General features: G+C 47.5%; 23 protein-coding genes. 15 read left to right on the top strand and 8 right to left on the bottom strand.

Annotated features, from left to right (window positions below):
• Nucleotides 1-26: 26 nt before the first annotated feature.
• The 3 genes from QGP82_RS27560 (at nt 27) to QGP82_RS27570 (ending at nt 3,491) form a co-directional block, all read left to right on the top strand.
• Nucleotides 27-533 carry a hypothetical protein gene (locus tag QGP82_RS27560; protein WP_499061620.1) on the top strand — a complete coding sequence of 169 codons (507 nt, stop codon included), beginning with the start codon at nt 27-29 and terminating at the stop codon, nt 531-533.
• Between the two features lie 86 nt (nt 534-619).
• Nucleotides 620-1,015, top strand: a complete 396-nt coding sequence (locus tag QGP82_RS27565; RefSeq protein WP_499061621.1) for a hypothetical protein — start codon at nt 620-622, stop codon at nt 1,013-1,015.
• Nucleotide 1,016: 1 nt separating this feature from the next.
• Nucleotides 1,017-3,491 (top strand): DUF4132 domain-containing protein, encoded by a 2,475-nt coding sequence (locus tag QGP82_RS27570; RefSeq protein WP_499061622.1) that lies wholly within the window; start codon nt 1,017-1,019, stop codon nt 3,489-3,491.
• A 130-nt stretch (nt 3,492-3,621) separates the two neighbouring features.
• Here the strand turns inward: QGP82_RS27570 and QGP82_RS27575 are convergent, their stop codons facing one another.
• Nucleotides 3,622-4,830 (bottom strand): phosphoglycerate kinase, encoded by a 1,209-nt coding sequence (locus tag QGP82_RS27575; RefSeq protein WP_163669363.1) that lies wholly within the window; start codon nt 4,828-4,830, stop codon nt 3,622-3,624.
• A gap of 178 nt (nt 4,831-5,008) precedes the next feature.
• Here QGP82_RS27575 and QGP82_RS27580 point away from each other — a divergent pair, with 178 nt between their 5' ends.
• The 7 genes from QGP82_RS27580 (at nt 5,009) to QGP82_RS27610 (ending at nt 12,977) form a co-directional block, all read left to right on the top strand.
• On the top strand, nt 5,009-5,413 hold the full coding sequence (locus QGP82_RS27580) for a universal stress protein (RefSeq protein WP_163669365.1): 405 nt from the start codon (nt 5,009-5,011) through the stop codon (nt 5,411-5,413).
• Nucleotides 5,410-6,324 (top strand): ribosome biogenesis GTPase YlqF, encoded by a 915-nt coding sequence (ylqF, locus tag QGP82_RS27585; RefSeq protein WP_499061623.1) that lies wholly within the window; start codon nt 5,410-5,412, stop codon nt 6,322-6,324. Before QGP82_RS27580 ends, ylqF begins: the two co-directional genes overlap by 4 nt.
• 174 nt (nt 6,325-6,498) lie before the next feature.
• Nucleotides 6,499-7,740, top strand: coding sequence for a glycosyltransferase family 4 protein (locus tag QGP82_RS27590; RefSeq protein ID WP_499061624.1), 1,242 nt, complete (start codon nt 6,499-6,501; stop codon nt 7,738-7,740).
• Nucleotides 7,741-7,814: 74 nt separating this feature from the next.
• The gene (locus tag QGP82_RS27595; protein WP_499061625.1) at nt 7,815-9,902 is read left to right on the top strand and encodes an ABC transporter ATP-binding protein; all 2,088 of its coding nucleotides are present in this window, start codon (nt 7,815-7,817) and stop codon (nt 9,900-9,902) included.
• Between the two features lie 92 nt (nt 9,903-9,994).
• The gene (locus tag QGP82_RS27600) at nt 9,995-10,993 is read left to right on the top strand and encodes an Npun_R2821/Npun_R2822 family protein (RefSeq protein WP_499061626.1); all 999 of its coding nucleotides are present in this window, start codon (nt 9,995-9,997) and stop codon (nt 10,991-10,993) included.
• Between the two features lie 14 nt (nt 10,994-11,007).
• A complete protein-coding gene (locus QGP82_RS27605) occupies nt 11,008-11,946 on the top strand; it encodes an Npun_R2821/Npun_R2822 family protein (RefSeq protein WP_499061627.1) in 939 nt (312 codons plus the stop codon).
• 41 nt (nt 11,947-11,987) lie between these two features.
• Nucleotides 11,988-12,977 carry a hypothetical protein gene (locus tag QGP82_RS27610; RefSeq protein WP_499061628.1) on the top strand — a complete coding sequence of 330 codons (990 nt, stop codon included), beginning with the start codon at nt 11,988-11,990 and terminating at the stop codon, nt 12,975-12,977.
• Between the two features lie 6 nt (nt 12,978-12,983).
• On the opposite strand, the gene QGP82_RS27615 is transcribed toward QGP82_RS27610, so the two are convergent.
• Both QGP82_RS27615 and QGP82_RS27620 read right to left on the bottom strand, forming a co-directional pair.
• A complete protein-coding gene (locus QGP82_RS27615) occupies nt 12,984-13,784 on the bottom strand; it encodes an N-acetylmuramoyl-L-alanine amidase (protein WP_163669379.1) in 801 nt (266 codons plus the stop codon).
• A gap of 195 nt (nt 13,785-13,979) precedes the next feature.
• Complete coding sequence (locus QGP82_RS27620) at nt 13,980-14,624, bottom strand: MotA/TolQ/ExbB proton channel family protein (RefSeq protein ID WP_163699470.1); 645 nt, start codon at nt 14,622-14,624, stop codon at nt 13,980-13,982.
• Nucleotides 14,625-15,253: 629 nt separating this feature from the next.
• Between QGP82_RS27620 and QGP82_RS27625 the strand changes: the two genes are divergently transcribed.
• Together QGP82_RS27625 and lptC are read left to right on the top strand one after the other, a co-directional pair.
• Complete coding sequence (locus QGP82_RS27625; protein ID WP_163669383.1) at nt 15,254-15,886, top strand: LabA-like NYN domain-containing protein; 633 nt, start codon at nt 15,254-15,256, stop codon at nt 15,884-15,886.
• 62 nt (nt 15,887-15,948) lie between these two features.
• Complete coding sequence (gene lptC, locus QGP82_RS27630) at nt 15,949-17,103, top strand: LPS export ABC transporter periplasmic protein LptC (protein WP_163669384.1); 1,155 nt, start codon at nt 15,949-15,951, stop codon at nt 17,101-17,103.
• Here lptC and QGP82_RS27635 read toward each other — a convergent pair.
• Nucleotides 17,072-18,412 (bottom strand): D-alanyl-D-alanine carboxypeptidase, encoded by a 1,341-nt coding sequence (locus QGP82_RS27635; protein ID WP_348918704.1) that lies wholly within the window; start codon nt 18,410-18,412, stop codon nt 17,072-17,074. The genes lptC and QGP82_RS27635 overlap by 32 nt on opposite strands.
• A 115-nt stretch (nt 18,413-18,527) precedes the next feature.
• Here QGP82_RS27635 and QGP82_RS27640 point away from each other — a divergent pair, with 115 nt between their 5' ends.
• Together QGP82_RS27640 and QGP82_RS27645 are read left to right on the top strand one after the other, a co-directional pair.
• Entirely contained in the window at nt 18,528-19,193 is a 666-nt protein-coding gene (locus QGP82_RS27640) for a cofactor assembly of complex C subunit B (RefSeq protein ID WP_163669388.1), read from the top strand.
• A gap of 59 nt (nt 19,194-19,252) precedes the next feature.
• Nucleotides 19,253-19,522: a YciI family protein gene (locus QGP82_RS27645; protein ID WP_006515648.1), complete on the top strand. Its 270-nt coding sequence runs from the start codon at nt 19,253-19,255 to the stop codon at nt 19,520-19,522.
• Nucleotides 19,523-19,672: 150 nt separating this feature from the next.
• On the opposite strand, the gene QGP82_RS27650 is transcribed toward QGP82_RS27645, so the two are convergent.
• Nucleotides 19,673-20,209 (bottom strand): PTPA-CTERM sorting domain-containing protein, encoded by a 537-nt coding sequence (locus QGP82_RS27650; RefSeq protein ID WP_163669390.1) that lies wholly within the window; start codon nt 20,207-20,209, stop codon nt 19,673-19,675.
• 615 nt (nt 20,210-20,824) lie between these two features.
• Here QGP82_RS27650 and QGP82_RS27655 point away from each other — a divergent pair.
• A complete protein-coding gene (locus tag QGP82_RS27655) occupies nt 20,825-21,829 on the top strand; it encodes a glycosyltransferase family 2 protein (RefSeq protein WP_163669392.1) in 1,005 nt (334 codons plus the stop codon).
• Here QGP82_RS27655 and QGP82_RS27660 read toward each other — a convergent pair.
• From QGP82_RS27660 to QGP82_RS27670, 3 genes are all read right to left on the bottom strand, one after another.
• On the bottom strand, nt 21,826-22,233 hold the full coding sequence (locus QGP82_RS27660; protein WP_499061629.1) for a DUF4346 domain-containing protein: 408 nt from the start codon (nt 22,231-22,233) through the stop codon (nt 21,826-21,828). The genes QGP82_RS27655 and QGP82_RS27660 overlap by 4 nt on opposite strands.
• Nucleotides 22,234-22,427: 194 nt before the next feature.
• Entirely contained in the window at nt 22,428-23,618 is a 1,191-nt protein-coding gene (locus QGP82_RS27665) for a GNAT family N-acetyltransferase (protein ID WP_163669396.1), read from the bottom strand.
• A gap of 189 nt (nt 23,619-23,807) precedes the next feature.
• Nucleotides 23,808-24,527, bottom strand: coding sequence for a RibD family protein (locus QGP82_RS27670; protein WP_499061630.1), 720 nt, complete (start codon nt 24,525-24,527; stop codon nt 23,808-23,810).
• Between the last annotated feature and the right edge of the window lie 447 nt (nt 24,528-24,974).

The raw sequence follows: 24,974 nt of genomic DNA on the forward strand, positions 1-24,974 counted from the left end.
ATCCATTGTGATGCACCTTAAAAACGATGGTTTGTTTTTCAAGGGTTCATCACCTTTCCTCTTTTGGCAATACGTTCAGCGATTCGGCATTGAGCATCGTGCCTTTTATTTGGCCTAAATTTAGGTACGTAGAAAGAGGTAGGCTCTCGGATATTTGGGAAGATTTAAATCTCCCTATACCAACCCTGCAAACACCATCCAAGACATTTGTTCAAAGCCTAGGCAGTGGGGGTAGTGCAACGAACTTTGATTCAAATGTTCATATTTCTAGTCAGCTAACGACAGATGAGCTAGCAGAACACTACTTAGGACAGATGCATCAGGCTGGCTGGCAGCAGCAAGCAGTAGCACAATCAGACAAATCACTAGTCAGTGTTTGGACCTTTACAGACGACTCGGGTGTGCTCTGGCGGGCGTGGTTAACCCTAATTGCGCAAACTGAAACAAATCAATGGCATGGTTCTTTGTCCGCATTCACTGAAAATAGGGATGTACAGCATATAGAAGAACCAGCTCTTGATTTTTCCGAGTAGTACGCATAGACTAATTTTAGTGACCTTCTAGTTCATATGATCTAGATTGTGGAATCATTGGTGATGGCTCATTTTCCGGAGGTGCTATGGGCAGCAAGCTTCTAGTTCGTGATGAGACCACATTGGGGCAAAGCAGCCATAGCCTGATGCTGACTTTCTCAACGGAACGTATTACCGTTCAAGAGCTGATTCGTAGCCGTATTTATCAAGAAGTTAAAGATTATAACGTCAAACTGTCGGATCATTTCCATGGCTTAGTAAAACCCACAGAAGCAGAGCAGACGCTAAATGGATATAAGTTGCGTCTGCCTAGGAAGATTGATTGGGAAAAGCAATATGAACAGGCTATTGAGGCATTTTTGGGTAATGGCTTTATTGTGCTTGTTGATGATCAGCAGGTGGATTCTTTAGAAGAACAGATTGAAATTCGGTCTAATACTTCGGTCTCTTTTCTCAAGCTGGTACCGTTGGTAGGAGGTTAATGTGTCTAGAAAACACTTTGATGATAGTATCTCCGTTGTGCAGTCGCTAATGAAGGAGCCAGATTTCCAGTGGCATCAAAAATTACAAGAAATCAATTCTGGGAGCCAGGTTTTAGCTATGAGCCCAGAAGAGCAATCTTTGGTAGTACTTGAGATTGCAAATCAACTATCGTTATGCAGTGACGATGATTGGAAATCTCGTTCTAATCTGCGACAAGCAATCTCTGAGTTGCTTGTAAAGCCACTGCCGATGGCCCATGATCACCTGTTGTTGTTATTCAAGTATTTAGAAGCGTTTGCCTACCCTTGTGAAGAGAAACAAAATAGGAACTCTTGGCATAATGAAGATGCCATCATTGAGAATTTACCCGCATTAGCTGAAACCGTTGAACGTTATTCGAAAGATAACGAGTTGACATCAGAACTCCAAGCAGCTATCGAGACACTCTGCTCAAAGTTGGAGGGCGGTCATATATATTACCGTCGGGAAATCTCTCAACTCAGGATAGCCAGCCAGCTTTTGCCTGTTGTCTCTGGGGAGGCTTGGTCAGATGTGGCAATATCGGATTTGTCAGCTCTATCAACAGCACAGTCTGATTGGAAAAAGTTGCTTATTATCTGTGCCAGTGCTAGGCAGTCCAAACCCAGTGCGAAATGGAAGCGTGTATCAGCGGCTGCGTTAGATAAGGTCGGTCACGAGGATTTTTGCCAAGCTATTGTGAGATGGTTCCCATTGGTTGATAAACCTCGTACTCAACCAATTAGACATTATGAAGATCAGAGTCATCTACTTCATGAGGTTAATGTAGATATTCTCAAAGGCTTAGTCTGGCTGTGCACCAATTTTGAGACGGCAGATATTGTTCGAGCAGTGGGTGCTTTGGGTTTATCTGCCTATCGACGAGTCAAAGGAGTCGGTGAACGCTGTGTCCGATTAGGCAATGCCTGTGTGTGGTGTTTGGGACAGATACCGACTGAAGAGACCATGGGGCAGCTGGCCATTCTCAAAGCTAAGGTTAAATATAGGGGGGCTCAGAGAGAGATTGCTAAAGCGTTGACGGTTATTTCCAATAGAACAGGGCAATCGCTAGAAGCCTTAGCTGAAGAGGCTGTTCCTACCTATGGTCTCTCAGAAGTTGGCAAAAGACAGGAGCAATTTGGAGACTTTACGGCAACGTTGTCAGTTGTCGACACTCAAACGATAGAATTTGCCTGGTATCGGCCAGATGGGAAAAGACAAAAATCTGTACCAAAGTTTGTTAAAGAACATCATCCTAATGAGCTAAAAGCGCTTAAACAAGCAGGAAAGGATATTAAGAAACTGTTGTCGGTGCAGTGCGATCTCATTGAGAGCAGTTATCTTCAACGTCGCACCTGGACCTATGCAACCTGGTGTAAAACCTACCTAAACCACCCATTAATAGGGATTTTAGCCAGACGCCTTATCTGGCAGTTTCATATCCAGGAGCAAACAATTCCAGCCATTTGGTGGCAAGGCCAGCTTATAACGGTAGAGGGAAAACCGCTGGAGGAAATACAACCAGACACTACGGTAGACCTATGGCATCCTCTAAATATGGTCACTGAACAGGTGTTGGCTTGGCGTAGGTGGCTGCTAGATCATCGAGTAAAACAACCCTTTAAGCAAGCCCATCGAGAAATTTATCTATTAACTGATGCAGAAAAAACAACAAATACTTACTCTAACCGATTTGCGGCACACATTATCAAGCAGCATCAATTTAATAGTTTATGCAGAATTCGAGAATGGGAGAACTATTTAATTTTATCGTTTGATTGCCGTGAACCGGGTTCACAAGCGCGACGACAACTATCTGAATGGTCACTACAGGCAGAATTTTGGATTGAGGCCATTGTTGATAATGCTGAAGATCCATACGGCGCATATCCATATCTCTCTACAGATCAAGTCAGGTTTTATAATACTGATGCACCTGATACTCCAATATCCCTATCAGATGTTCCAAAACTAGTATTTTCTGAGGTGTTGCGTGATGTGGATCTATTTGTAGGCGTTGCCAGTATCGGCAATGACCCCAACTGGCGACCTGGTCAGCAGCAAGAGCGCTACAACACTTACTGGCAAAATTATTCATTTGGGCAACTGTCAGAAACTGCCAAAACGCGACGGCAGCTTTTCGAGAACCTGATCCCTCGTCTGAAAATAGCTGACTGTTGTCACGTCACAGAGCGCTTTTTAGTTGTTCAGGGCAAACTACGAACTTACAAAATTCATTTAGGAAGTGGCAATATTCTTATGGAGCCAAACGATCAATATCTCTGCATCGTACCGGGTCGTACATCCAAATCTAATACTACGAATGTGTTTTTACCATTTGAAGGTGATGGCACCACAGCAATAATCTTGAGTAAAGCTTTTTTACTCGCTGCTGACGATAAAATTAATGACCCTACGATTGTTTCGCAGTTAAAACTCAGGAGTCTATCTGCTTGAAATCTCATCAGGCAGTATTAATGTGTGGAAGCTGGATAAAAGAAAAGCCCCCACTTATAGGTAGGGACTTAAAGAACTGAACAATCAGGGAATAGTGTGCGAAAAAAATTATTCGCTTTCCCTACTTTTTCTACTTGTCATCCAGGGCAGCAATACCGGGTAGAGTCTTACCTTCTAGCAGCTCAAGGCTGGCACCACCACCGGTAGAAATGTGGCTCATCTTGTCAGCAACACCCACTTTCTCAACAGCGGCAACGGAGTCACCACCACCGATGATGGACATGCAGCCATTGCTGGTAGTAATCTCAGCTAGAGTGTTCGCTACAGCTTCAGTACCCTTAGCAAATTTGTCGAACTCAAATACACCCATGGGGCCGTTCCAGATAACGCCCTTGCAGTCAGCCAGAGCAGCCTGAAATACCTTAATGGAGTCGGGGCCGATGTCTAGACCCATCCAACCATCGGGAATCGCTTCAGTACTAACGGTTTGATCGTTGGCATCAGGAGCAAAGTTGTCGGCAACCACCACATCAGTAGGTAGCAATAGCTCAACACCCTTCTCCTTAGCTTTAGCTTCCAGTGCCTTAGCCAGCTCTAGTTTGTCTTCCTCAACTAGAGACTTACCAACATCCAGGCCACGAGCCTTGTAGAAGGTAAAGATCATGCCGCCGCCAATGAACAGTTTGTCCACTTTCTCTAGAAGAGTTTCGATGACGCCAATCTTGGAGGATACCTTGGAACCACCTACGATGGCAGCAAAAGGACGCTGAGGACTATCTACAGCGCTTTGTAGATACTGAAGCTCTTTCTCGATGAGTAGACCACTAACAGAGGGGCTAAGATATTCAGTGACACCTGCAGTAGATGCATGGGCGCGGTGAGCAGTACCAAAGGCATCGTTGACATACATTTCAGCAACGGAGGCCAGGTTCTTCGCAAACTCAGAATCGTTGTTAGTTTCGCCATCGTAGAAACGTACGTTCTCAAGCAAAGCAACCTGACCATCAGACATGCCATCGACAGCAGCTTTAACTGCGTCGCCAATGCAGTCGTCACACTTGATGACATCCTGGCCTAGCAGCTCAGAAAGACGAACAGCAACTGGCGTCAGACGCATGCTGTCAACAACTTGACCCTTGGGACGTCCGAAGTGGCTGCAAAGAATCACCTTAGCACCCTTGCTGGTCAATGCTTGGATGGTAGGCAGTGCAGCACGAATCCGGGTGTCATCAGTAATTTTGCCTTGATCATCGAGGGGCACGTTAAAGTCTGCCCGCATCAGCACGCGCTTGCCTGACAGATCAGCCGCTGACAAATCAGTCACGGATTTCTTTGCCACAGAACTATCCTCCTTATCTCCTAATGCAGTTTTGTTACGTTACGTACACCCCACTTCAAAGCTAGGACAAGCTTGATTACCCTAGATGTAAAGCGTTGATACATTTTCGTTACTCACTAGGTATTATCGCTTATTGCGGCTCTGATTTTTGATCGAAGTCTGAGGGTTTTCCCACGTTATGTTTAAGACCGTTCTATTTCCGATAGATGCTAGTCCCGAAGCTCAACAGGCGGCTTTTAAGACTGCGGAGTTAGTGAAACATCATCACAGCCATTTGATTTTGCTGTCGGTCGTTGAGACCTCAAATGGGCACAATGCTCATCCTGAACAGGCTTCGCCTGAGGCGGTTGCCCAGCTGCTAGAGAAAGCGAAGGCTGTATTTACCAGTCAAGGAATTGAGACAGAAACCATTGAGCGAGAGGGCAATCCTGCGTTTGTAATCTGTGATGTGGCTGACGAGATGTCGGCGGATCTAATTGTGATGGGCTGTCGTGGTATTGGTCTGACCCCGGAAGGGCAGTCGGAAAGCGTCAGCAATCGGGTAATTAACCTGTCACCCTGTCCGGTGATGGTGGTGCCATGACTTCGCCGTCTATTCAGTGGTATCCCGGTCATATTGCTAAGGCGGAGCGCTCTTTGAAGGAGCAGCTAAAGCGCGTTGATGTGGTGCTGGAAATTAGAGATGCGCGTATTCCCTTGGCCACCCATCACCCTGAGGTGGATGATTGGATTGGGGATAAATCGCGGGTGCTGGTGCTGAACCGAGTAGATATGATTTCAGCGGAGGCGCGGCAGTCCTGGCAAACCTGGTTTAAAGAACAGGGGCAGGCGGCTTACTTTACCAATGCAAAGCAGGGTAAGGGGGTGCAGAACCTGCTGCGGGCTGCCCAGGATGCGGGCAAGGCGATGAACGAGCGGCGTTTACGCCGAGGGATGAAGCCGAGACCTGTGCGGGCTGTGGTTATTGGCTTTCCTAATGTGGGGAAGTCAGCTCTGATCAATCGGCTGCTAAAGCGTAAAGTTGTGGTGAGTGAGCGCCGGGCAGGGGTAACACGACAGTTGCGCTGGGTAAGGATTTCAAATGAAATTGAATTATTAGATGCTCCGGGTATTATCCCGCTGAAGCTCAATGATCAGGAAGTGGCGCTAAAGCTGGCAATTTGTGACGATATTGGCGGTGCTGCCTATGACACGCAGCGGGTGGCGGCTGCGTTTTTGGATTTGATTCAGGCTTTGGACCAATGGGATGAATCGGGGGGGTATAAAGGTGCGATCGCATCTCGCTACGACACCCCATTAACCTCTGAGACTGGCGAATTCTATACGGGGGAAACCTACTTATCAATATTGGCCCAGCGTCATAACGATGATTTAGAGCGAGCGGCCCATCAGTTGCTCAATGACTTTCGCAAAGGCCATCTAGGTAACCTGGTGTTGGAATTACCTCCAGTACCGGTGGTCGAACCCACATCATCAGTTGCTGTTGGTCAATAGCATATCGTGTCCCTAAGTGTACGTTTGACGTGTGAATCTTCGACAAAGATTAAATTCATCCATCGGTTTGAGATCACGTACTGAGATAGGATGCGGATCAAATGGGAAATCTTGATGGGTAATAGTGACAGATAGCCAGGCACGATTACCCAAAAAGGGACACAAATCAGATCGGTGAATTTATCTAATGCCCCCACGACCAAGGTGTCGGTCATCGCCCCAGATGTTTCTGGTGGTGGGATGACGCGTGTTTATCTAGTCAGTCAGATTCTGCAAAAACTAGGGCATGATGTCGAGGTCATTGGCTGTCAGTTTGGGGATGTGATTTATCCACCGCCCCCTGACACGTTGTCGGTGACTGCGGTGCCAGGCCAACAACTGCCTCAGTTTATTCAGTCGGCCACTCAGCTACTCAATCAGATTCGGGGCGATGTAATTTACGCCATTAAGCCTCGACCAACGAGTCTTGGTATTGCCCTTTTGAAAAAGATGTATACTCGCCGACCCGTTTTACTCGACATGGATGATTGGGAGTTGAGTTGGTTTGGGGGAGAGGACTATGCTTATCGTCCAACGGTTAAACAGTTGGCCCGTGACATTTTTAAGCCCGATGGAGCGCTGCGGGATTTGGAGCATCCCTTCTATATATCGTTAGGTGAACAGTGGGTGCGGCAGGCCGATGTGGTGACAGTCAATAACCAGTTTTTACAGCAGAAGTTTGGTGGCCATTATCTACCTAATAGTAAAGATACGGATATTTTTGACCCAGCTCGTTTTGACCCAGCAGTCAGTCGGCAGACCTACGGGTTGTCTGACTATCGGGTGTTGATGTTTCCAGGTACAGCCCGTCCCCATAAAGGGTTGGAGGATGTGTTAATGGCCATGGATCAGCTAGACCAGCCCGATTTACGGTTAGTCATTGTTGGTGGTCGTAAACCAGATGGCTACGAAGATGACCTGATGGCTCGCTGGCCCCAGTGGTTGATTAAGCTGCCGCGATTTCCCTCGGATCAAATGGCGGAGGTGGTGGCTGCTGCCCATGTGGTGGTGGTGCCCCAGCGAGATACATCGATAGCTCGCGCTCAGTTTCCCATTAAACTCACTGACGGCATGGCGATGGCCAAACCCATACTGTCTACCACGGTGGGGGATATCCCTAAAATTTTGGGAGATACGGGCTATCTTGTAGCGCCCTGTGCTGCTGATCAACTGGCCCAGATGCTACAAACTATTTTAGATAATCCAAAGCAAGCGGCTGAGCGCGGGCGTCTGGCACGGGAGCGTTGTATTCAACACTACAGTGTCAATGCCATGGCAGAAACCCTAGGGCCTTTGATCCAGCAGTGTGTGAAGAGGCAGCCACGGAATCAGTTAGGCTATAAGCAAAATTACAGGCGTATGGAGAGTGGCCGCTAATTGCTTGATTTAAACAATATCCATACATACGTATTCAAAGTTATATTTCTTAAGCGTCGCCTGCCTACTTATTCATGTCTTCCACCCGCTTATTACTTCAGTCGGTTCTCAGATATCCAGTTCTGTTATTTTTTACGATATTACTGGGTTTTTCAGGGGCGCTATTTAATGGTGTAAGCACCTTGTTGATTGTGCCAATCTTACTGGAGCTGTTAGGGCAAGCGGCGCAGTACGCAAGATCTCTACCGCCGATTTTGCAGCGCTTTATTGGCATATTTGATGGCCTGCCTGACAATGCGCGTTTACCGGTGATGGCGTCCGCTGTAGTCGGTGTCATTGTTCTTAAAAGTCTTTCGGCCTATGCCAGTGCTCTGACAGCTGGCACATTGAATCGAAAACTAGCGATGTCGCTGCGGCAACGGGGACTTAGGCTGCTTTTAGATGTGGATTTAGGGTATTTTGCCAGGACTAAAATTGGAGATCTGATTAACCAATTAAACGTTGAGGTGAATCGCACCACCATTGCCATTCGAAATTTGGTGCGCATCATGGTAGTGATCATTACGATCACGGTGTTTTTGATCTTGTTGCTGCTGACTTCTTGGCAGCTGACGCTGATTTCAATCGTGACACTGGGGTCGGTTACCCTGCTGAATCAGTTTGTCGTTAAACGCTCCAAGTCCCTGGGTAAAGAACTGTCTAAAATCTCCAAGGCGTATTCTTCGCGTGTGTTTGAGATTTTGTCGGGTATTCGTTTGGTGAAGGCAACAGCCAATGAAGAGCGAGAATATCAACGTTTAGACAAAATTATCGTCGAACGAGAAAGCGCTGAGTTTAACTCCCAGCTGATTTTTGCGGGTATTGGTCCTTTTAACGAAATTATTAATATTCTGGCGTTGATACTGATCACTGTACTGGGTCGAATGGCCTTTAGTAATCAGCTTGAGGTATTTTCATCGTCGTTGCTGACATACCTGATTATTTTATTTAGAATGCTGCCTTATATTGGTCAGCTCAATAGCCAACGCAGCACTTTAGCGAATACTTCGGCCAGTGTTGAGGTTGTGACTGCCTTGCTCCGGCGAGATGATAAGCCGTTTATGCCTCGGGGCGCTCAGCCATACCGAACTTTACAGGAAGGTATTCGGTTTAACCAGATTCGATTTAGCTACCCAGGCCATGATCAGGAGGTTTTGCAGGGGATTGATCTGTTTTTGCCAAAGGGGCAAACCCTAGCTTTAGTCGGTTCTTCAGGGGCAGGTAAGTCCACATTGGCGGACTTATTACCCCGATTTTATGATCCCACCCATGGGTCAATTGAGTTGGATGGTGTGGATCTGAAGACCATAGATATACATAGCTATCGTTCTAACTTAGGGATTGTCAGTCAGGAAACCTTTTTGTTTAATGCGTCTGTGCGGGAAAACTTGCTATACGGTCGCCCCGATGCCACAGACGAGGAACTTAGGGCAGCGGCTAAGCAGGCCAATGCCTATGAGTTTATCGAGAACCTACCCCAAGGCTTTGAAACCATGATTGGCGATCGCGGTGTATTACTGTCTGGGGGACAGCGCCAACGGTTAGCCATCGCTAGAGCCCTGTTGCAGGATCCTGACATTTTGATTTTGGATGAAGCGACGAGTGCTTTAGATACGGTCTCGGAACGGTTAGTCCAAAATGCAATTGATGATCTCAGTCGTGGCCGTACCACGCTGGTTATAGCCCACCGTTTGTCCACTGTGCATAAAGCTGACCAAATTGCGGTCCTAGATCGAGGCAAAGTAGTGGAATTAGGGACCCATACTGAGCTATTGGAGAAGAGGGGGGCCTATGCCAAACTCCATGCGATGCAGCTGACTAAAAGTATTCGTGAGAATGCCAATGGCAGTGGCACCCTTGTGTCGAATGTTTTGCCTGTTTACCGTAAGGCGATTGGTAAGTCATCCTATGAGTTGCGATCGCAGCTAAACTCCATGATTGGTCTGCTGGCGTTGATCCAGGACGATGTTGATGACCCCTATGAGCAAGCAGAGCTGATGGTTCATGCCCAGAACATCGCCATTGACCTGCTCAGTGTTGTGGAAAATCTCGAATCCATTAGCACACCTGTGAGTAAATCCCAACAAACCGAGGCGTCTAGTCCAGCACAATCCACCCCGTGATGCTGACAGGTCTGTTCTCTCTAGCATTCCATCTTGTCTGACCCTGTATTTTTAATGTGATTTTTTATACTTAATTACCCATTGGACGTCCTATGAAGCGCGGTATATACACCCTGGCAAACGATGTAGTTTACGACCAGTTGGTCGCTCTGCTCAATAGCATTGAACAAAATTCGGGGCATATTCCGGTCTGCGTGATTGCCTACAACGACCAGATAGAGAAGGTCGCTGCTGAAGTCGCCAAGCGAGAGAATGTATCTCTGCTGAATGACTCTGAACTATTTAAATTTTGGGAAAACTTTTCACTACGGGTATGGCAAACCCATCCAACGGCGATACAACAGTGGAAAGCGTCAGGTGTGAAAACCCAATTTTATCGAGTGGGAGAAAACCATCGCTATGTTTCCTTTGACCCGGCGGCTCCTTTTGAAGAATTTATTTATCTAGATGCTGACACGTTGGTAATGCAGCCTCTGGACTTTATGTTTGAGCGTCTAAACCGTGCCGATGTCGTGGTTTATGATTTTCAGTTCAAAGACCTCAGCCACATTTTTAATGTCAATTCTGACAAACTGACCACGGTACTGTCCGAGGAACGACTCAAGCGTGACATCTTTTGTTCTGGTTGCTATGCCTCTAAGCGCAGTCTATTTCCTGAAGCAGAGCTGGATCATGTGGTAGAGACCCTGGCCCAGGGGAATTCAGATGTGCTGTACATGGGAGCGCCCAATCAATCGCTGCTGAACTATATGGTGCAGATTAATGATCATACTGTTCACAATGTGGCATTAGAGTGGCGTGCTGAAGGCAAAGCGACGGGAAATGCAGTTTCATCGAAACATTTTGAGGAGAAAGACGGTCTGGTTTACGACGACGGTAAGTTGTTGAGCTATCTGCATTTTATTGGGCTGTCCTCAAAGATATTTCGTCGCGTTTGTGGTGGTGAAAACCTTGATTTTCCGTATCGTAAAACGTTTTTGCACTATCGATATTTACATGAGCCCATGCCAGAGTTTCAGGGCAAACCCCAGCAATATAATCAGCCACCGTCCCTACAGAAACGACTGATGAAAAAGATTGGACTTACCTGAAGGGAGGACTATTGATGATTGGTAAGAGAGGTGTGTATATTGTTGCGAATGAGAAGGTGGGGGACAATGCGATCGCACTCCTCGCTAGTCTGCGCCTTCATGATCCGGATGTACCGGTATATATGATTCCGTTTAACGATGACTATCAATCGCTGTTTCAAAAACTAAATACACTTTACCAAGTGCAGCTCTTTCCAGATCTAGCTTTTCTTGAGGCGTTTACCCAAAAAATTAGCGAGATTTTTCCCCGTGATTTCTTGGCACTCCCCAATAAAATGCGCAAGTTAGCAGCCTGGTTTGGGCCGCTGGATGAGTTTCTTTATATAGATACCGATATTCTTTTTTTTGAGCCAGTTTCTGATACCCTCGCCTATCTAGATCAAGCAGATTTTATTTGTTGTGATTATCATTTCAAGGGTCGTAAACTGCGTGATGTGTTTTCGCCCAGTGTGATTGAACGAGGCATTTTTCCTGAAGATATTGTCAATTCTGTTTTTAATAGCGGTCTCTGGGGGGCTAAAAAAGACACCATCACCCTTCACCAGATGTATCAGCGTTTAAGCGAATGTGCCCAAAATCGCGATTATTTTGATTTTTCGGGGGGCACAACAGACCAGCCCATCATGAATTATCTGGTCCTCAACAGCATCGATACACGGCTCAACATTGTTCAAGTGAAGGCTGATGAGCCCGGCAGCTGGGGAGGGATGCAACACTTTGTATCCCGAGACCATGCTCTCTACGATGGCGATACACGGCTGCGTTATTTGCACTGGGCGGGCACACCGATGAGATCGGGGGGGCCTTATCGAGACCTGTGGGAATATTACCGCTACCTCGATGATCCGGATGGTCGTCCGTTAGCTGGCAAGTCCCCATCTCAATTACAGCGTCAACCGATCCGCAAACTTAAACAAGCAATCGGTCGGTTGGCTAGACGGATGAAGAAATAACGTTTCACCCATAGTGGGCAGTACCCACCCTAAAACGACCTATGAATCTTCCTCGCTGTTCATTGTCCATCATGGTGGCTCGCACCGATATTCCATTCATGATGGAGACGATTCCCCACCTGGTGCACACTAGCCATTATCCCTTTGTGGAGCGGGTGTTGTTTTTAGATACGGCCCCTTTGACGGGGGATAAAGTGGGGCGACCCGGCATTGGTACCTTAGAGCAACTGCGGGATAACTGTGCCCAGCTGATGGAAATGGGGGTAGTGGATCGGCTGGTTGATATGGACTATGACAACGCCTATCGTCAGCGAGTCTATAAAAAGCACTTTGGCTCTGTTCCTAAACCCACCCACAACTGGAAGGGCTATCCCATTCTGGGCACAATTTTCTCTTTAGAAGAAACGGTGGGTGATTATGTGGTGCATTTTGATAGCGATATGCTGCAGCATCAACAGCCTGGCCACAGCTGGATTACTGAGGGCATAGAGCTAATGGACAAGCGACCCGATGTGTTGTTTGTCAGGCCTTTATCGGGGCCACCACGGGCTGACGGTACCATGAACCAGCGTGTGCCCTATGAACAGGACGATGGGTTCTATCGGTTTAAGTTTTTTGGCAGCCGTGCTTATCTGATTAAAAAGCAAAGCTTCGATGCATTTCTACCAATTCCTGTCCTGTGGATGGACTATAAAAACGAATGGCTAAAGCAGTTACCACCCAGGGTGCTGACCTGGTTAAATTACTGGACCGGTCGTGGCAAGTTAGATTCTTGGGAGGTGATGATTTCTCGGGAGCTTGAACGCACTCACGGTTGGCGGGCAACACTTTCAAATCCTGATGCCTGGACGCTTCATCCTGTGGTACGGAGCCAAGATTACATTGCCGCTTTGCCGCAAATTATTAATGCCATCGAACAGGGGGAATATCCTGCTGGCCAAGAAGGCTATTACGACCTCAACCTCGATCTGTGGTTAAACAAAGTTGTAGGGGCGCACAGCCGTGCGCCCCTACAACTAGAGGATTCCTAATCTTGTCTACGCCGCTCGACTAGGATACTGGTGCAGATATTCTAAAAAGTGAGCCCAGTTAAAGCTGCGGGGATCCTGTCGAGAACCTGAACGATCAACCGCTGCATGGGTGGTAATCCGTGCCTCAGGAATTGTTGTCTGGGCCATTAGCCAGGCTAAGGACTTATACTGCGCATCCGTATAACCACTGTGGGTAGAGGCATTATCCTGGCCATCGGAGGGGGTGACTAAGGAAATGTGATACGCAAAGTTATTGACAGATGACGCAAACGCGGGATTCGTCACAGCGGTTTCAGGACCGTTGGGCCCCTCAAAGACAGAGTTACCTGCGCCAAAGGCCCGTTTTTCAGGAGGGACAACATAGATAACCGTGCCATCGCGGTCAATGATGCTGTGGTAACTCACCTGGTCTTCGTCCCGTGGGTGATACGTTTGAAAGGTATTAATCGCACTGTTGGCGCTCCATACGGTTTCGTGAAGCACGGCCAAAAATTCATGGTTGAGGGGCTGACCATAGGCATCGACATCGTATCGTTCGCCATAGTTCGATGGGTCAGCCAGTTCTACCCGCTCAAGGGGTCTATAGGTAGGGTTATTTTCCGCCGTGTATATGAGCCCATGGTTAGCTGAGGGCACGTTAGCTCCTGTCGGCGCTACTTCTACGGTGTAAGAGGGGGCTGCTGCTGCTATTCCCTGGGGTGGCCCAAAAAATACTTTGTAGGTCGTTGCCAATACCATTGTCACTACCATGGCTAAACAAAACGCGCCTACGTATACCCCAATTTTGAACCAACGACGATCACCCATGAAAGTTTTTAGGAAAGAACCGGATGGTGAATTTGTATGTGCTCATTAAGGTAATGCCTGAATGGCCAATACTTCAAAGAATATTACTCATTTTTTCTAGAATATTGGGTTTGTTCCGATTGTTGAAGTAGCCAAATGAGCAAATTATCTAAATTTGTTGAGGGTATTTAGGCAAACCGTTGATGTTTGGACAGCTTAGCGGTTCTGACGATGCATAAACTTTCGATAATACTGTCGATAAGCGATTTCAATACGGCCACCATAATCTGCGATCGCAGCCCGCTGCCGACGATATAACCCTTGAAAGACATTGGCAAAGAACAGAGTCACCATGGCGACCACTAAGCCAAGGGCTGTGGAAATCAATGCTTCGCCAATGCCTGCTGTAACACCGGATGCCCGAGCCGTACCCACATCGCCAATTTGCAAAGACGACAGGGCCTGAATCAACCCTAAAATAGTGCCCAGTAGTCCCAATAAGGGGGCGAGACCAATGACGGTTTCAAACACAGTACTAAACCGCTTAAGCATCGGGATCTCTGCTTGAGCCGCGCTCTCTAAAGCCAATTTAAATTCATCAGGGGTGGCCTGCTCTAGGGACAGCGCCGCCAAAAAAATTCGCACCATGGGTAACGACGGCTGCTGCTTTAGTTGTTGAATCGCTGCCTTAGGCTGCTGGGCATAATCTACTAGAAACGTATTGACCACACGTTCCTGGTGCTGAGAAATCTGCCACCAAAACCAGCTCCGCTCCAAAATTAGAGTCACTACTAAGATTGATGCGACCAGTAGTGGCCAAATGACGACCCCACCAGCCTTAAAGAGTTCTGAAATTCCCACTGATAGCTCCCTGTTGGTTTTTGGCAGTTTTTGCTATTTATAAAGCAAAAAAACGAAGCTTGCGATCGCAATCGCTATTTATCGGCATATTGCAGCTTAATCCATGATAAGGCTCGATAATACTGACATTTAAATGCTGACATTGAATACCTCAGCGGTAATAATCTGCGTTTATGAGCATTTCAAGACATGTGCTTTTATATAGCATTTTTAACCCTTGTAAACTTATTTGCCAATGACTTTTAGTTAGGTGTCAAAACCTATTATTTTCACGTCAGGATTTCAATAAATACCCACTCAATTTTTAATCACATTTATTTTCTACTTCTTGAGAAGAAATTAAGTTACAGCCATATCGCTTTCATCTACAAATGCCTCATGTATGATGAAAACAAGCCTTTATTTAATGGCGTGTGTACTTTGATTGGTGGGTTTAAAGGACAATTCAAGACAGGCTCAAAATTGTGCATGGCTAAGTAATTATTCGCTGTGTTTCTTCCCCTAGGAGCCCTTTGTAAACTCTTGACAAAATATCCCTCAATTGCCCTTGAATACTGGGGGTTCGTTAAAGGGCAATACTAACCACAAGTTAGGGGTGTAAATCATAATAAATTGGATAGGATTAAATCATGTTGAATCACCGTAATACCCTCAGTCATGACACTGGATTTACGCCAGAGCAAGTATTAGAAAATCGTGGTAGGGTTGCCATTTTTATTGATGGTTCGAATCTGTTTTATGCAGCGCTTCAGCTTGGAATTGAAATTGACTACACCAAGCTGCTATGCCGATTAACCGCAGGTTCTCGATTGTTTCGTGCTTTTTTCTATACAGGTGTTGATCGTACTAATGAAAAGCAGCAAGGGTTTCTACTGTGGATGCGCCGCAATGGATACCGAGTCATTGCCAAAGATTTGGTACAGCTGCCTGATGGGTCTAAAAAAGCTAATCTAGATGTTGAGATCGCTGTCGATATGATGGCCCTTGTCGGCTGTTACGACACAGCTATTTTGGTGAGTGGTGACGGAGATTTGGCCTATGCGGTTGATGCTGCTAGCTATCGTGGCGTCAGGGTAGAGGTGGTCAGTTTGCGCTCTATGACCAGTGACAGTTTGATCAATGTATCTGACCGCTATATTGATTTAGACGGTGTCAAAGACGATATCAAAAAGACTCCACGCAGCCACAGCAATGGCTATACCTATCGCCCACTCACTGGTTTGAGCGTTATGGAAGAAGAGGCAACCAGTGAGCCGGGGTAAGAACCGTTATCCGTTAGGATAATCTGGGTGACTAGATTATGTACTGGCACAACTAACGCTGTATGAATAAATGGTATCGGTTTGCGGTGATTGCGGCGTTTGTTGCTGTGATAGTCGTAGCTGTACGAACTTGTCAATCGTCAGGAGATACCCTGCAAAGTCTTCAAAATCAGGACGGCACTGAACAAACCGAAGCAGAACTAACGCTTAAAGATGTCACCCTAGAGCAGCCTGACGAGAATGGTGGGCTGCTTTGGCGTGTGAAGGCAAAAGCAGCTACCTACAGTCCCGATCGTCGATTAGCTAGCGTGAAGTCCCCAGAGGGTGAGCTTTTTCAAGACGGAAAGTTAGTATACCGAGTCAAAGCCGATCAGGGGGAAATCCGAGAAGATGGCAAGTCAATATTTTTGCAGGGCAACATTGTCGCCACTAATCCAGACAATCAGCTCACGCTCAATGGCAATAGTTTGGAATGGATCCCCGCAGAAGATCTACTGTTAGTGCGAGACCGTATTCGTGGCGATCATCCCCAGCTCAAAGCCACAGCCCAGGAAGCCCGACTATTTAATAAAACTCAGCGTCTGGAGTTACTCAACGGTGTGGTTGCTAAAACTCAACAAGAGCCTTGGATTGGGTTTGAGTCAGACAAATTAGTATGGCAGCTAGATGCTGAAAAACTCGAAACAGACACCCCCCTAAAGGTAGAGCAGTATGTCTCTGAAGATGATTCTACGGTGACTGATCGCTTAGTGGGTAAGCGGGGAGAGTTTGACCTGGCACAGCAACAAGCCACATTACAGCAGCAGGTACAGCTCAACGCATTTGAAATTCCTTTGCAAACCAATAGTGATATCGCTGTTTGGGATGTGGAGCCAGGTATTATCACGATTGATAAGCCTGTACGCATTCAGTATCCCGAGCGAAAAATCACGGCTAATGCTAATCAAGGCCGTCTAAATTTGATCACTGAGATTCTTGTCTTAAATGGCAACGTTAGATCCGTCGATCAAACCAGACAATCCCTGTTAACGGCTGACCAGCTCACTTGGAATATCAAGACCCAGGATATAGATGGGCAAGGCAATGTGAGCTATCGCCAGCAGGATCCTGCTGCCACGGTGAACGGTGATCGTGCGGTCGGTAACCTAGAGCGGCAAACGGTGGTCGTTACTGGTCGCAATGTCGTCACTGAGATTGTGCCTGAGGCGGTTGAATAATCTCATTGCGTTTAGGATCGCCTAAACGGTACGGCTCTTGATTGAACTGTAGTGTAGCCTTAATGGGATTGGGAACTTGATTCGCCTTACCCCACTGTTTTTCAAGGGAAGCTAGCAACCGATCCTGACGGGCACGCAACGTTTCTAGCCCTGAGCCGTAGTTAATAATGGCAAACCAGACAATACCCTTTTGCTCAGTGGGAAAAGCCCCTGCCAGCGCGCTAACCACGGCTAGGCTCCCTGTTTTGACTGAAGCATTGATGGGTAACGTACGGTCGATCAAGGTGCCCGTGTCGGTGCCAGAAACTGGAAACAGGTCGGCGAAGTTGAGATTGTAAGGCTGTAGTCGGTTCTGAATTGCTTGCATAAGTATAATCACGGCACGGGCTGAGAGTTGATTGTCTTCTCCCAAGCCCGAACCGTTAATCAGACTAATTTCACCAGGAGTGACTCCCGTCTGCTCGGCAATTTTGACCACATTGGCTGAGCCACCGGATAGATTAGCGATCATCTCGGCCATCACATTGTTGCTGTAGATATTCATCGCTTTCAGAATCACTGCTAGCGGTAGTGACTTGTGGCGTACCAACCAGCCTGAGGCCTGATTGATGGTGGGTGCTGCAGAGGCTATCTGTACTGGTCCTTGGATTTGCAGTGTGGGTTTAGGGGTGCCGGGTGGCAGTGTGGCGTATTGTTTCTCTACTGCCCAGCCCCAAGCAGCAGAGTTCATGGCCTGTTTCAACATTTCCCCTGATGCCAATGGGTCTGTGTTGAAATTCATTACAAACTGATCAATGACAATTAAGCTACCCGTGACCTGTTGAATACCAAGCTGCTGTAGTGTATTCCCCAAGGCAATTCCCTCTTCCCAAACAAATAGGGGATCGTAGGCCCCTTTGATAATGAGATTGCCCTGGAGGGTGCCGTTGGTGATGGTTCCTTGCCAGCCGATAAAGGTTTCGAACTGATGATTGACGCCATAGGTCTCAAGGGCAGCTAAGGTGGTGGCCACTTTAGTTAAGGATGCTGCCGGTAAGCGACGAGATTCTTGGTGACGAGCCACTGGATAGCGCCCCACATCGACGGCCACACTTTGCTGGCTAGCCGTAAACCCCAGACTCGTTAGGTCTGCTACATAGCCATTAAGGATGGTCTCAGCGACCGGATCGGCTGCTAGTTTTTGCTGGAGCCATGGTGATTCCCAGGTCGGTCGGATATCAATGTCGGCGAAGTTGATGCTGCCCATTGGTTGCCAAGGACGGGGACCAATGAGAGCGGAGATGAAGGCTAGTTGGAAAAGCCAGTTCACAGCAGTAGAGTATCAGCAGTTTTACTGGCTAAAGATACACTAGTAATCGACTAAAGGCAGTAGTTAATTGACGGGTTTATCTTAAAGATACCCATGGGCAATCGGGAGATAGGGGATGGCTAAAGCAGCGAATGATAACCAGTGGTTGCGGCGATTACCGCTGATTGTAGGCAGTGTGGGCGGTACGTTGCTTATGCTAAATCGGCTGTTAACCCCCGTTGTGACTGACTCCCAGGCGCGTGCTGATGTGGTGGGTGTCTTTTTAAGTGCAATTTTGATTTTGACAACATTGCTGTGGCGTCAAATTCAGCCGGTACCACCAGAAGCTGTGATTTTAGAAGGGGAAGAAGGCTTTGAGTTAGCAGATGGTCTGTCGGAAGATGTTGCTACTGAATTGGCCTGGGCTTCTCACCTATTGCTGACCAATACGGTTACTCGTTCGTTGGTGGCTTACTACGATGGTCAGACATTGATGCGGCGCGGTATTCTTGGTCCCAATAAAGAGGTTGAAGTTGGCCCCATTATGGAGCGTACGCTGACTAGAAAACAGCCGGTTTATTTGGTGAATCTTAAACTTTATCCTGGTAAGGTTGAATTCAATTATTTGCCTGAAAACACCCAAGGAATAATTTGCCAACCCATGGGGGAAAAGGGGGTACTGGTTTTGGGGGCCAATGCGCCTCGCAGCTACACTAAACAGGATGAAAGCTGGGTTGAGGGCATTGCCGATAAGCTAGGGGCTAGTTTGGATACGCAGGCTACTCGTGAAGTGAAGGCCTGAGGCGATGGTCTTGTATTCTGTCTATTGTGCTAGTGAACAGATAGCAGGAGTAAAGAGCCATGGCCAAGTTTGTGATGTGGGGGAGCTACTGTGAGAATGCTCTGGAGAAACGCACCCCTTATCGTGCAGATCATCTCGCTGGACTGCAAGCACAAAAAGAAAAGGGCGTGTTGACCTCGTTGGGGCCAACAACCGATAACAGTAAAGTGTTCGGTACCTATGAAGCTGATGATGAGGCCATAGTTCGGCAGCTAGTGGAGAATGATCCTTATTGGGTTAATGGTATTTGGACCGAGTACGAAGTGTACGAGTGGAATAAAGTCTTCTAACGCTGGCATCGGTCGCTGGCATCGGTCGCTGACATCGGTCCAATGGCTCAGGATATTGTCTTCGTCTTTGTTTGATTGTTAGGCATTTGGTTAATATGCTCAGTTGTTGTCTAGTGCGCCTGTTATAGGCACACTAGACCAGCTATAGTCCTAAGCTTCGATGGATTGCTTCCGCTTACGAATAGCCGCCAGCCCTAGTCCAATTAAGCTCGGCAGTAGAGCCGGTGTAGGAACCTGTTGGAGTACGGCAAACTGAACATCAGATATGTCAAAGGGGGTGGGTATACATTCGTAGAAATCAGGGCGATCGCAAGAAGCGGCAAACACAACCTCTTGATATACCTCGTCTCCGTAGTCTCGAAACTCGGGAGGAATGGTGGCAACAAAGGCAGGATCATACTTGATTCCAATGAAATCGAGGCCAACGAAGCGCTCACCAAATAGATGTGCGAACAGGGGACCTTTAGTTGCATGCTGTGTTGCTAGATCTACGGCGAGTTCCTCGTTCCCGTAAAAGAGCTGTTTTTTTAGTGTGGGCAAGACATCTTCATATGTCTCACCAGAAATTGTTGAAACAGAAAATTCGCGGCTACCAATAAAGATATTGGCGGCAGCAGCAGGTGTTGTCGTCGAAAGTATGGCAATGCCAGCCGCAACTAGTGCCACAGAAGTATATTGAGCTTTCATCGAGCTTAGCTCCAAAACAACAAAGTAGATGTAAGCCACAGCTTTTACCACTTTGCCAAGATCTCATAGACGATTTGACGAGAGAGATTTGGCGAGTTTGAGATCGCAACAAGGACGTGACTCGCGATCGCACACAGACAATCAGCACAGACGAGCACTGCATACAGCCCCATACCATCAATCAGGTCACAGCGCTACGTTATTACTGAGTCAAAAGGGCGCAGACTGAGATGAACCAGTAGATGAAAGCTGTGGGATAGATGACAACAATACAGTGATGGACACCACTGGAAAGTGGTGGGCAACCCTTACGGTCGATTATTTAGTTACTACGCAATGAACGTAACTCGTCAGGCAAAAGCTGCATCATAAATTCACTCAGTTGGGCCTGACGCGCAGCAGATTGGCAAAACGTGATGCACGGGCACAACTTTAACGAAACAGTGACCTTTGCAAGCGGTGCTAATGGACAGTTAGTGATGCGTCTAAAGCATGGTTAACGCTTATCGAGGCACTTAAACACGTCTATTCTGACCTCTGAAACCGAATAATGAGTGGTGGGGAATGTTAGTGTTTGTTTAGCTCTGCCTAAGTCCATTGGATTCAAATCCCACTATGGTGACCTCCCCCAGTCAAATTGCTGCCGTTAATACTCGGTATGAGTTATCGGTCGTTGTGCCTATTTATAACGAATATGACAGTATTCCGTTGCTGGTGGAAAAAATTACCAACGCAGTTCGGACCATGGGGGTTTCCTATGAGTTGATCTGCGTGGATGATGGCTCAACGGATGGTTCAGCGAAGCTACTTAAAGCCCTGGCCAAAGAACGCCATGATTTGCGGGTGATTTTGCTACGACGTAACTATGGCCAGACTCCTGCCATGGCAGCTGGATTTAACTACGCTAGGGGGCAGGTGATCGTCACCCTGGACGGAGACTTGCAAAATGAGCCTGCAGATATTGCCACGGTCTACCAAAAGCTGCACGAAGGCTACGATCTGGTAAGCGGCTGGCGTAAAGATCGGCAGGACAATGCCATTACTCGACTGCTGCCATCCAAAATTGCCAACTGGCTAATTGCCACGGTAACCGGCGTTAGGCTGCATGACTATGGCTGTTCACTGAAAGCCTACAGCGCCGATGTGGTCAAAGATATGAACCTCTACGGTGAGCTCCATCGGTTTCTACCAGCCCTAGCTTACATTGAGGGAGCGCGTATTAGTGAAGTCCCCGTACGCCACCATGCCCGTCAGTTTGGCCAAAGTAAATACGGTCTGGGTCGCACCTTTCGAGTTGCCCTAGATTTATTGACCATTTACTTTATGAAAACCTTTTTGACCCGCCCCATGCACGTCTTTGGGCCGTTTGGAGCCATATCCGTGTTTGCCGGGTTAGGGCTGAGCATTTATCTAGCATTTGTAAAGTTTATTTTGAATGCTGAGATCGGCAATCGCCCTCTGTTGATGTTGGCAGTGGTGTTATTTATTTCAGGAATTCAGTTATTGAGCGTAGGACTGTTAGCTGAGCTGATGATGCGCACCTACCACGAATCGCAAAAACGCCCCATTTATCGGGTGCGCGAAATCGTGGGTGGCAAATTGAGTGGTGTTCAGGACTAATCCTGAACATAAGGCTCATCATTGACCAGGGCAATCTCAGCGCGCACAAACTCTCGACCAAGATAAGCAGCATGGTCTAAATAGCTTATGGGGCAAGGGTTTTCTTTGTCTTCGAAGATTTTCATGCACAACTCTTTAGCGGTGCGACCCTGATATAAGCGAGAAGACTGGCGTGGGGCCTCAGTCTTTTTCCCCAATAAAGGTTTGCCTGTGTCTGGATCGCAGGCTACGCCCTTGTCGTTAATGACATTGGTAAAATGCTTGGCGCAGATCAGCCCTTGCTCAGTGTCTAGATAGATCAAAAAATAACCGTCAGGATCGAGTTCAATAAACCGTTTAGACAGTTTGTCGTCTAGGGTTTTGAGGGTGGCGGTAGATGGGCGTGTGTCTTGACTTATAGCCATGGTAAAGAGACGGTTTCACAACGTGAGAACATTTTTGAGACCCATAGGGTCCTTTGGGTCCCATATTCTACCGTGCAGATCCCTTGATTTCACCTAGGACCGTGCTGATTTAGGGGATGTACCGGTCTAGCACTATGGCGATTTGACGGTGTCTCACCCCTCAAGTTATCCCGAGGCTCAGCAATGCTTCTATTTTATTCCGTCCTTAATGGCTTGAGGGGGAGGTCTGCATTGATGTCGTCAATTTCCTGCTGTTCGGCGACATTAATGCGGTCGATGTAATTGTCTAGCACCTGGGCCAAGGTGGGATGATAGAACTTATGCAGGCTGTGGTTAGGGGAAGCGGGGAAACCGCGTCGTTTTTTGTGGCGTCCTCCGGCACCAGGGTCAAATAACTTAATGCCGTTGGCGATGGCCCAGTCGATAGGTTCGTAATAGCAGGCGTTGAAGTGCAGGTGATTGTACTCTTCAAAAGCTCCCCAATAGCGCCCGTAGAGCTTTTCTCCCTTGGTCAGGCAAAAGGACATGCCAATGGGATCGTTGCTGTCGTCGCTGTAGGCGGCAAATACAACGGTGCGATCGCAAAACTCTGGATATAGCTGCTGAAAAAACTTGCGGGTTAAATATTTACTACCCCACCAGCCAAACTTGTCACAGGTATCACTGTAAAAGTCGTACACCAGGTTGCACAGGGTATCAGATAGGCCATTGCCAGTATGCACTTCAAAATGCAGTCCAGCCTTGGCGACAGACTTGCGTTCTCGCTTAATATTGCGGCGTTGGTTGGCATTAAATCGAGCTAGATAATCGTCAAAGCTGCTGTAGCCTTCGTTTTTCCAGATATAGCTATGGTGTAGCCATTTTTGAAAGCCCAGCTTTTCCATTGACGCCCGCCAGTCAGGGTTCGCGTAGAGAAAATGGCAGCCTGAAATCTGATTCTGGACGCAAAACTGGTCGATAGCTGCCACCATGACTTGGGTGAGTGCGGTCTCATCTTCCCCAGCCGCGATTAAAAACTGATACCCTTCGACAGGGGTAAATGGCGACATGCCCAGCAGCTTAGGGTAGTAGTCAATGCCCAGCTGATCTGCTAAATCTGCCCACTGATGGTCAAATACAAACTCACCGCGACTATGGCCTTTGAGATATAGCGGTGCGGCAGCCACTAATTTATTTTTGCACCACACTGTCAAATGGTTGGGCAGCCAACCGGTCTGAGCTTTAGTACTGCCAGAGACCTCCATGGAATTTAGCCAAAACCACTCGAAGAAAGGGGTCTTGATCGATTGTGCCATGCTATCCCAATCGGCTGCAGGTAAGTCTGCCATACGATTGACCCAACGCAGCGTATAGTCGGTCAACGGCTGATTGATGGTTTTCCCCATTACTTGGCATAGCGTATTGATCCACTACGGTAATGTAGCGCGGCAGATGGGGAATGGGAATGGGGCAAAGTCGGCGTAGGGTAAGTTTTGAGTTTTGTAAGTTCTTGGTTCCTGGTGCCTTGTTCTTAGTTAGTTGCGGCTTGGCAAGTTCAAACCAGGCAAACTACGTCAGCTCAAAACTCAATAGTCTTAGCGGTGACGTTTATAGTTTAAGAACACTTCATTCCCAACGGTTTGATGCGATATCAGGGTGAATCTTGGTGCATTGTCTAGGGAAAATCCATCTCCGTCGCATGGGGTGGGGGACTTGTCTCCGCCGATGATTAAGGGGCAAATGGTGAGCCAGAGTTCGTCAATCAAGTCAGCGGCCATCAGAGCCGCCACGAGTTGACCGCCGCCCATGATAATTAGTTGATGAATATTTAAGGCCTTGAGTTTGGTCAGGATTTGTTCCCAAGCGAAGTCTTGGCCTGTGGGGGCATTAGGGGCGATCCATAGCCGTTCAAAATGATCTGTGTCTTGCCAGTTGGCTGCCCCATGGCTGGTTGTTAACAACCAACGGGGGATTGGCTGAGTAAAGAACTTAGCAGTCGGATCTAATTGGCCTGATCTGGAGCAGACGATGTGGATGGGTTGGGGGGGTTGAGTGTTTTGACGCCGTTTTTCCAGGAGCTTTGCGTCTTTGATCAGGGCCGTGGTGCCGTAGGCTCGTAAGGTGCCAGCGCCGAATAGAGTGGCATCTGCGATCGCTAATCGCTTTTCTAGATGGTGCTGGTCGGCGGCTGATGGAAAACGAGCAGCACCGCGCTGAGGATTACTGATCTTGCCATCGGCACTCATGGCCAAAACAGTAGTGACGTAGGGACGATTGGATGTTTTGGCGTAGGGCTGTAGGTTTAACGGCGGCATTTATTCAAAAAGCGGTGATGGTTTCTTCTCGGTATGAAGCAATTTGTGAGAGGCTGAAGCATAGCGAACATGACCGATCGATTGACGAATTGAAGCATCGACACTGACCTGTCTGATGCCTGACAATATTCAATTTCAAGGGATTAAGCTACCTTTGATAAGGCTTCATCTATGTGAGTGCTACTTCAACTTTTGGCTTGCTAGCCGGTAGCTAGACAAGACCAGTCGATAAACTAAGTGGGTGTTAGTACCGGTATCAGTAATAACACGATGGTCATGGGTACGGTCGTTGCGAAAACTGATATTGGTTCATTGTGGTTTACCAGTAGATATAACATCAAAGTAAATGAGACGGTGACGTCTGCGGACCATTTTGGCTAGACTGCGGCAGACCAAGATGGCAAGCGTTTTCTTTTGTTGTTATCTACGAATTTGACTCCATGTCTT

It is taken from the genome of Leptothoe sp. LEGE 181152 (assembly GCF_032906605.1).
Classification (GTDB): domain Bacteria; phylum Cyanobacteriota; class Cyanobacteriia; order Phormidesmidales; family Phormidesmidaceae; genus Leptothoe; species Leptothoe turfae.

Coding starts and splice junctions, on each gene's coding strand:
- QGP82_RS27595 (WP_499061625.1), top strand. CDS start 7,815: ATGTCTTCCACCCGCTTATTACTTCAGTCGGTTCTCAGATATCCAGTT.
- QGP82_RS27600 (WP_499061626.1), top strand. CDS start 9,995: ATGAAGCGCGGTATATACACCCTGGCAAACGATGTAGTTTACGACCAG.
- QGP82_RS27665 (WP_163669396.1), bottom strand. CDS start 23,618: ATGGGGAAAACCATCAATCAGCCGTTGACCGACTATACGCTGCGTTGG.
- QGP82_RS27565 (WP_499061621.1), top strand. CDS start 620: ATGGGCAGCAAGCTTCTAGTTCGTGATGAGACCACATTGGGGCAAAGC.
- QGP82_RS27615 (WP_163669379.1), bottom strand. CDS start 13,784: ATGGGTGATCGTCGTTGGTTCAAAATTGGGGTATACGTAGGCGCGTTT.
- QGP82_RS27660 (WP_499061629.1), bottom strand. CDS start 22,233: ATGGCTATAAGTCAAGACACACGCCCATCTACCGCCACCCTCAAAACC.
- QGP82_RS27650 (WP_163669390.1), bottom strand. CDS start 20,209: ATGAAAGCTCAATATACTTCTGTGGCACTAGTTGCGGCTGGCATTGCC.
- QGP82_RS27655 (WP_163669392.1), top strand. CDS start 20,825: ATGGTGACCTCCCCCAGTCAAATTGCTGCCGTTAATACTCGGTATGAG.
- QGP82_RS27625 (WP_163669383.1), top strand. CDS start 15,254: ATGTTGAATCACCGTAATACCCTCAGTCATGACACTGGATTTACGCCA.
- QGP82_RS27640 (WP_163669388.1), top strand. CDS start 18,528: ATGGCTAAAGCAGCGAATGATAACCAGTGGTTGCGGCGATTACCGCTG.
- QGP82_RS27645 (WP_006515648.1), top strand. CDS start 19,253: ATGGCCAAGTTTGTGATGTGGGGGAGCTACTGTGAGAATGCTCTGGAG.
- ylqF (WP_499061623.1), top strand. CDS start 5,410: ATGACTTCGCCGTCTATTCAGTGGTATCCCGGTCATATTGCTAAGGCG.
- QGP82_RS27670 (WP_499061630.1), bottom strand. CDS start 24,527: ATGCCGCCGTTAAACCTACAGCCCTACGCCAAAACATCCAATCGTCCC.
- QGP82_RS27580 (WP_163669365.1), top strand. CDS start 5,009: ATGTTTAAGACCGTTCTATTTCCGATAGATGCTAGTCCCGAAGCTCAA.
- QGP82_RS27610 (WP_499061628.1), top strand. CDS start 11,988: ATGAATCTTCCTCGCTGTTCATTGTCCATCATGGTGGCTCGCACCGAT.
- QGP82_RS27605 (WP_499061627.1), top strand. CDS start 11,008: ATGATTGGTAAGAGAGGTGTGTATATTGTTGCGAATGAGAAGGTGGGG.
- QGP82_RS27560 (WP_499061620.1), top strand. CDS start 27: ATGGTTTGTTTTTCAAGGGTTCATCACCTTTCCTCTTTTGGCAATACG.
- lptC (WP_163669384.1), top strand. CDS start 15,949: ATGAATAAATGGTATCGGTTTGCGGTGATTGCGGCGTTTGTTGCTGTG.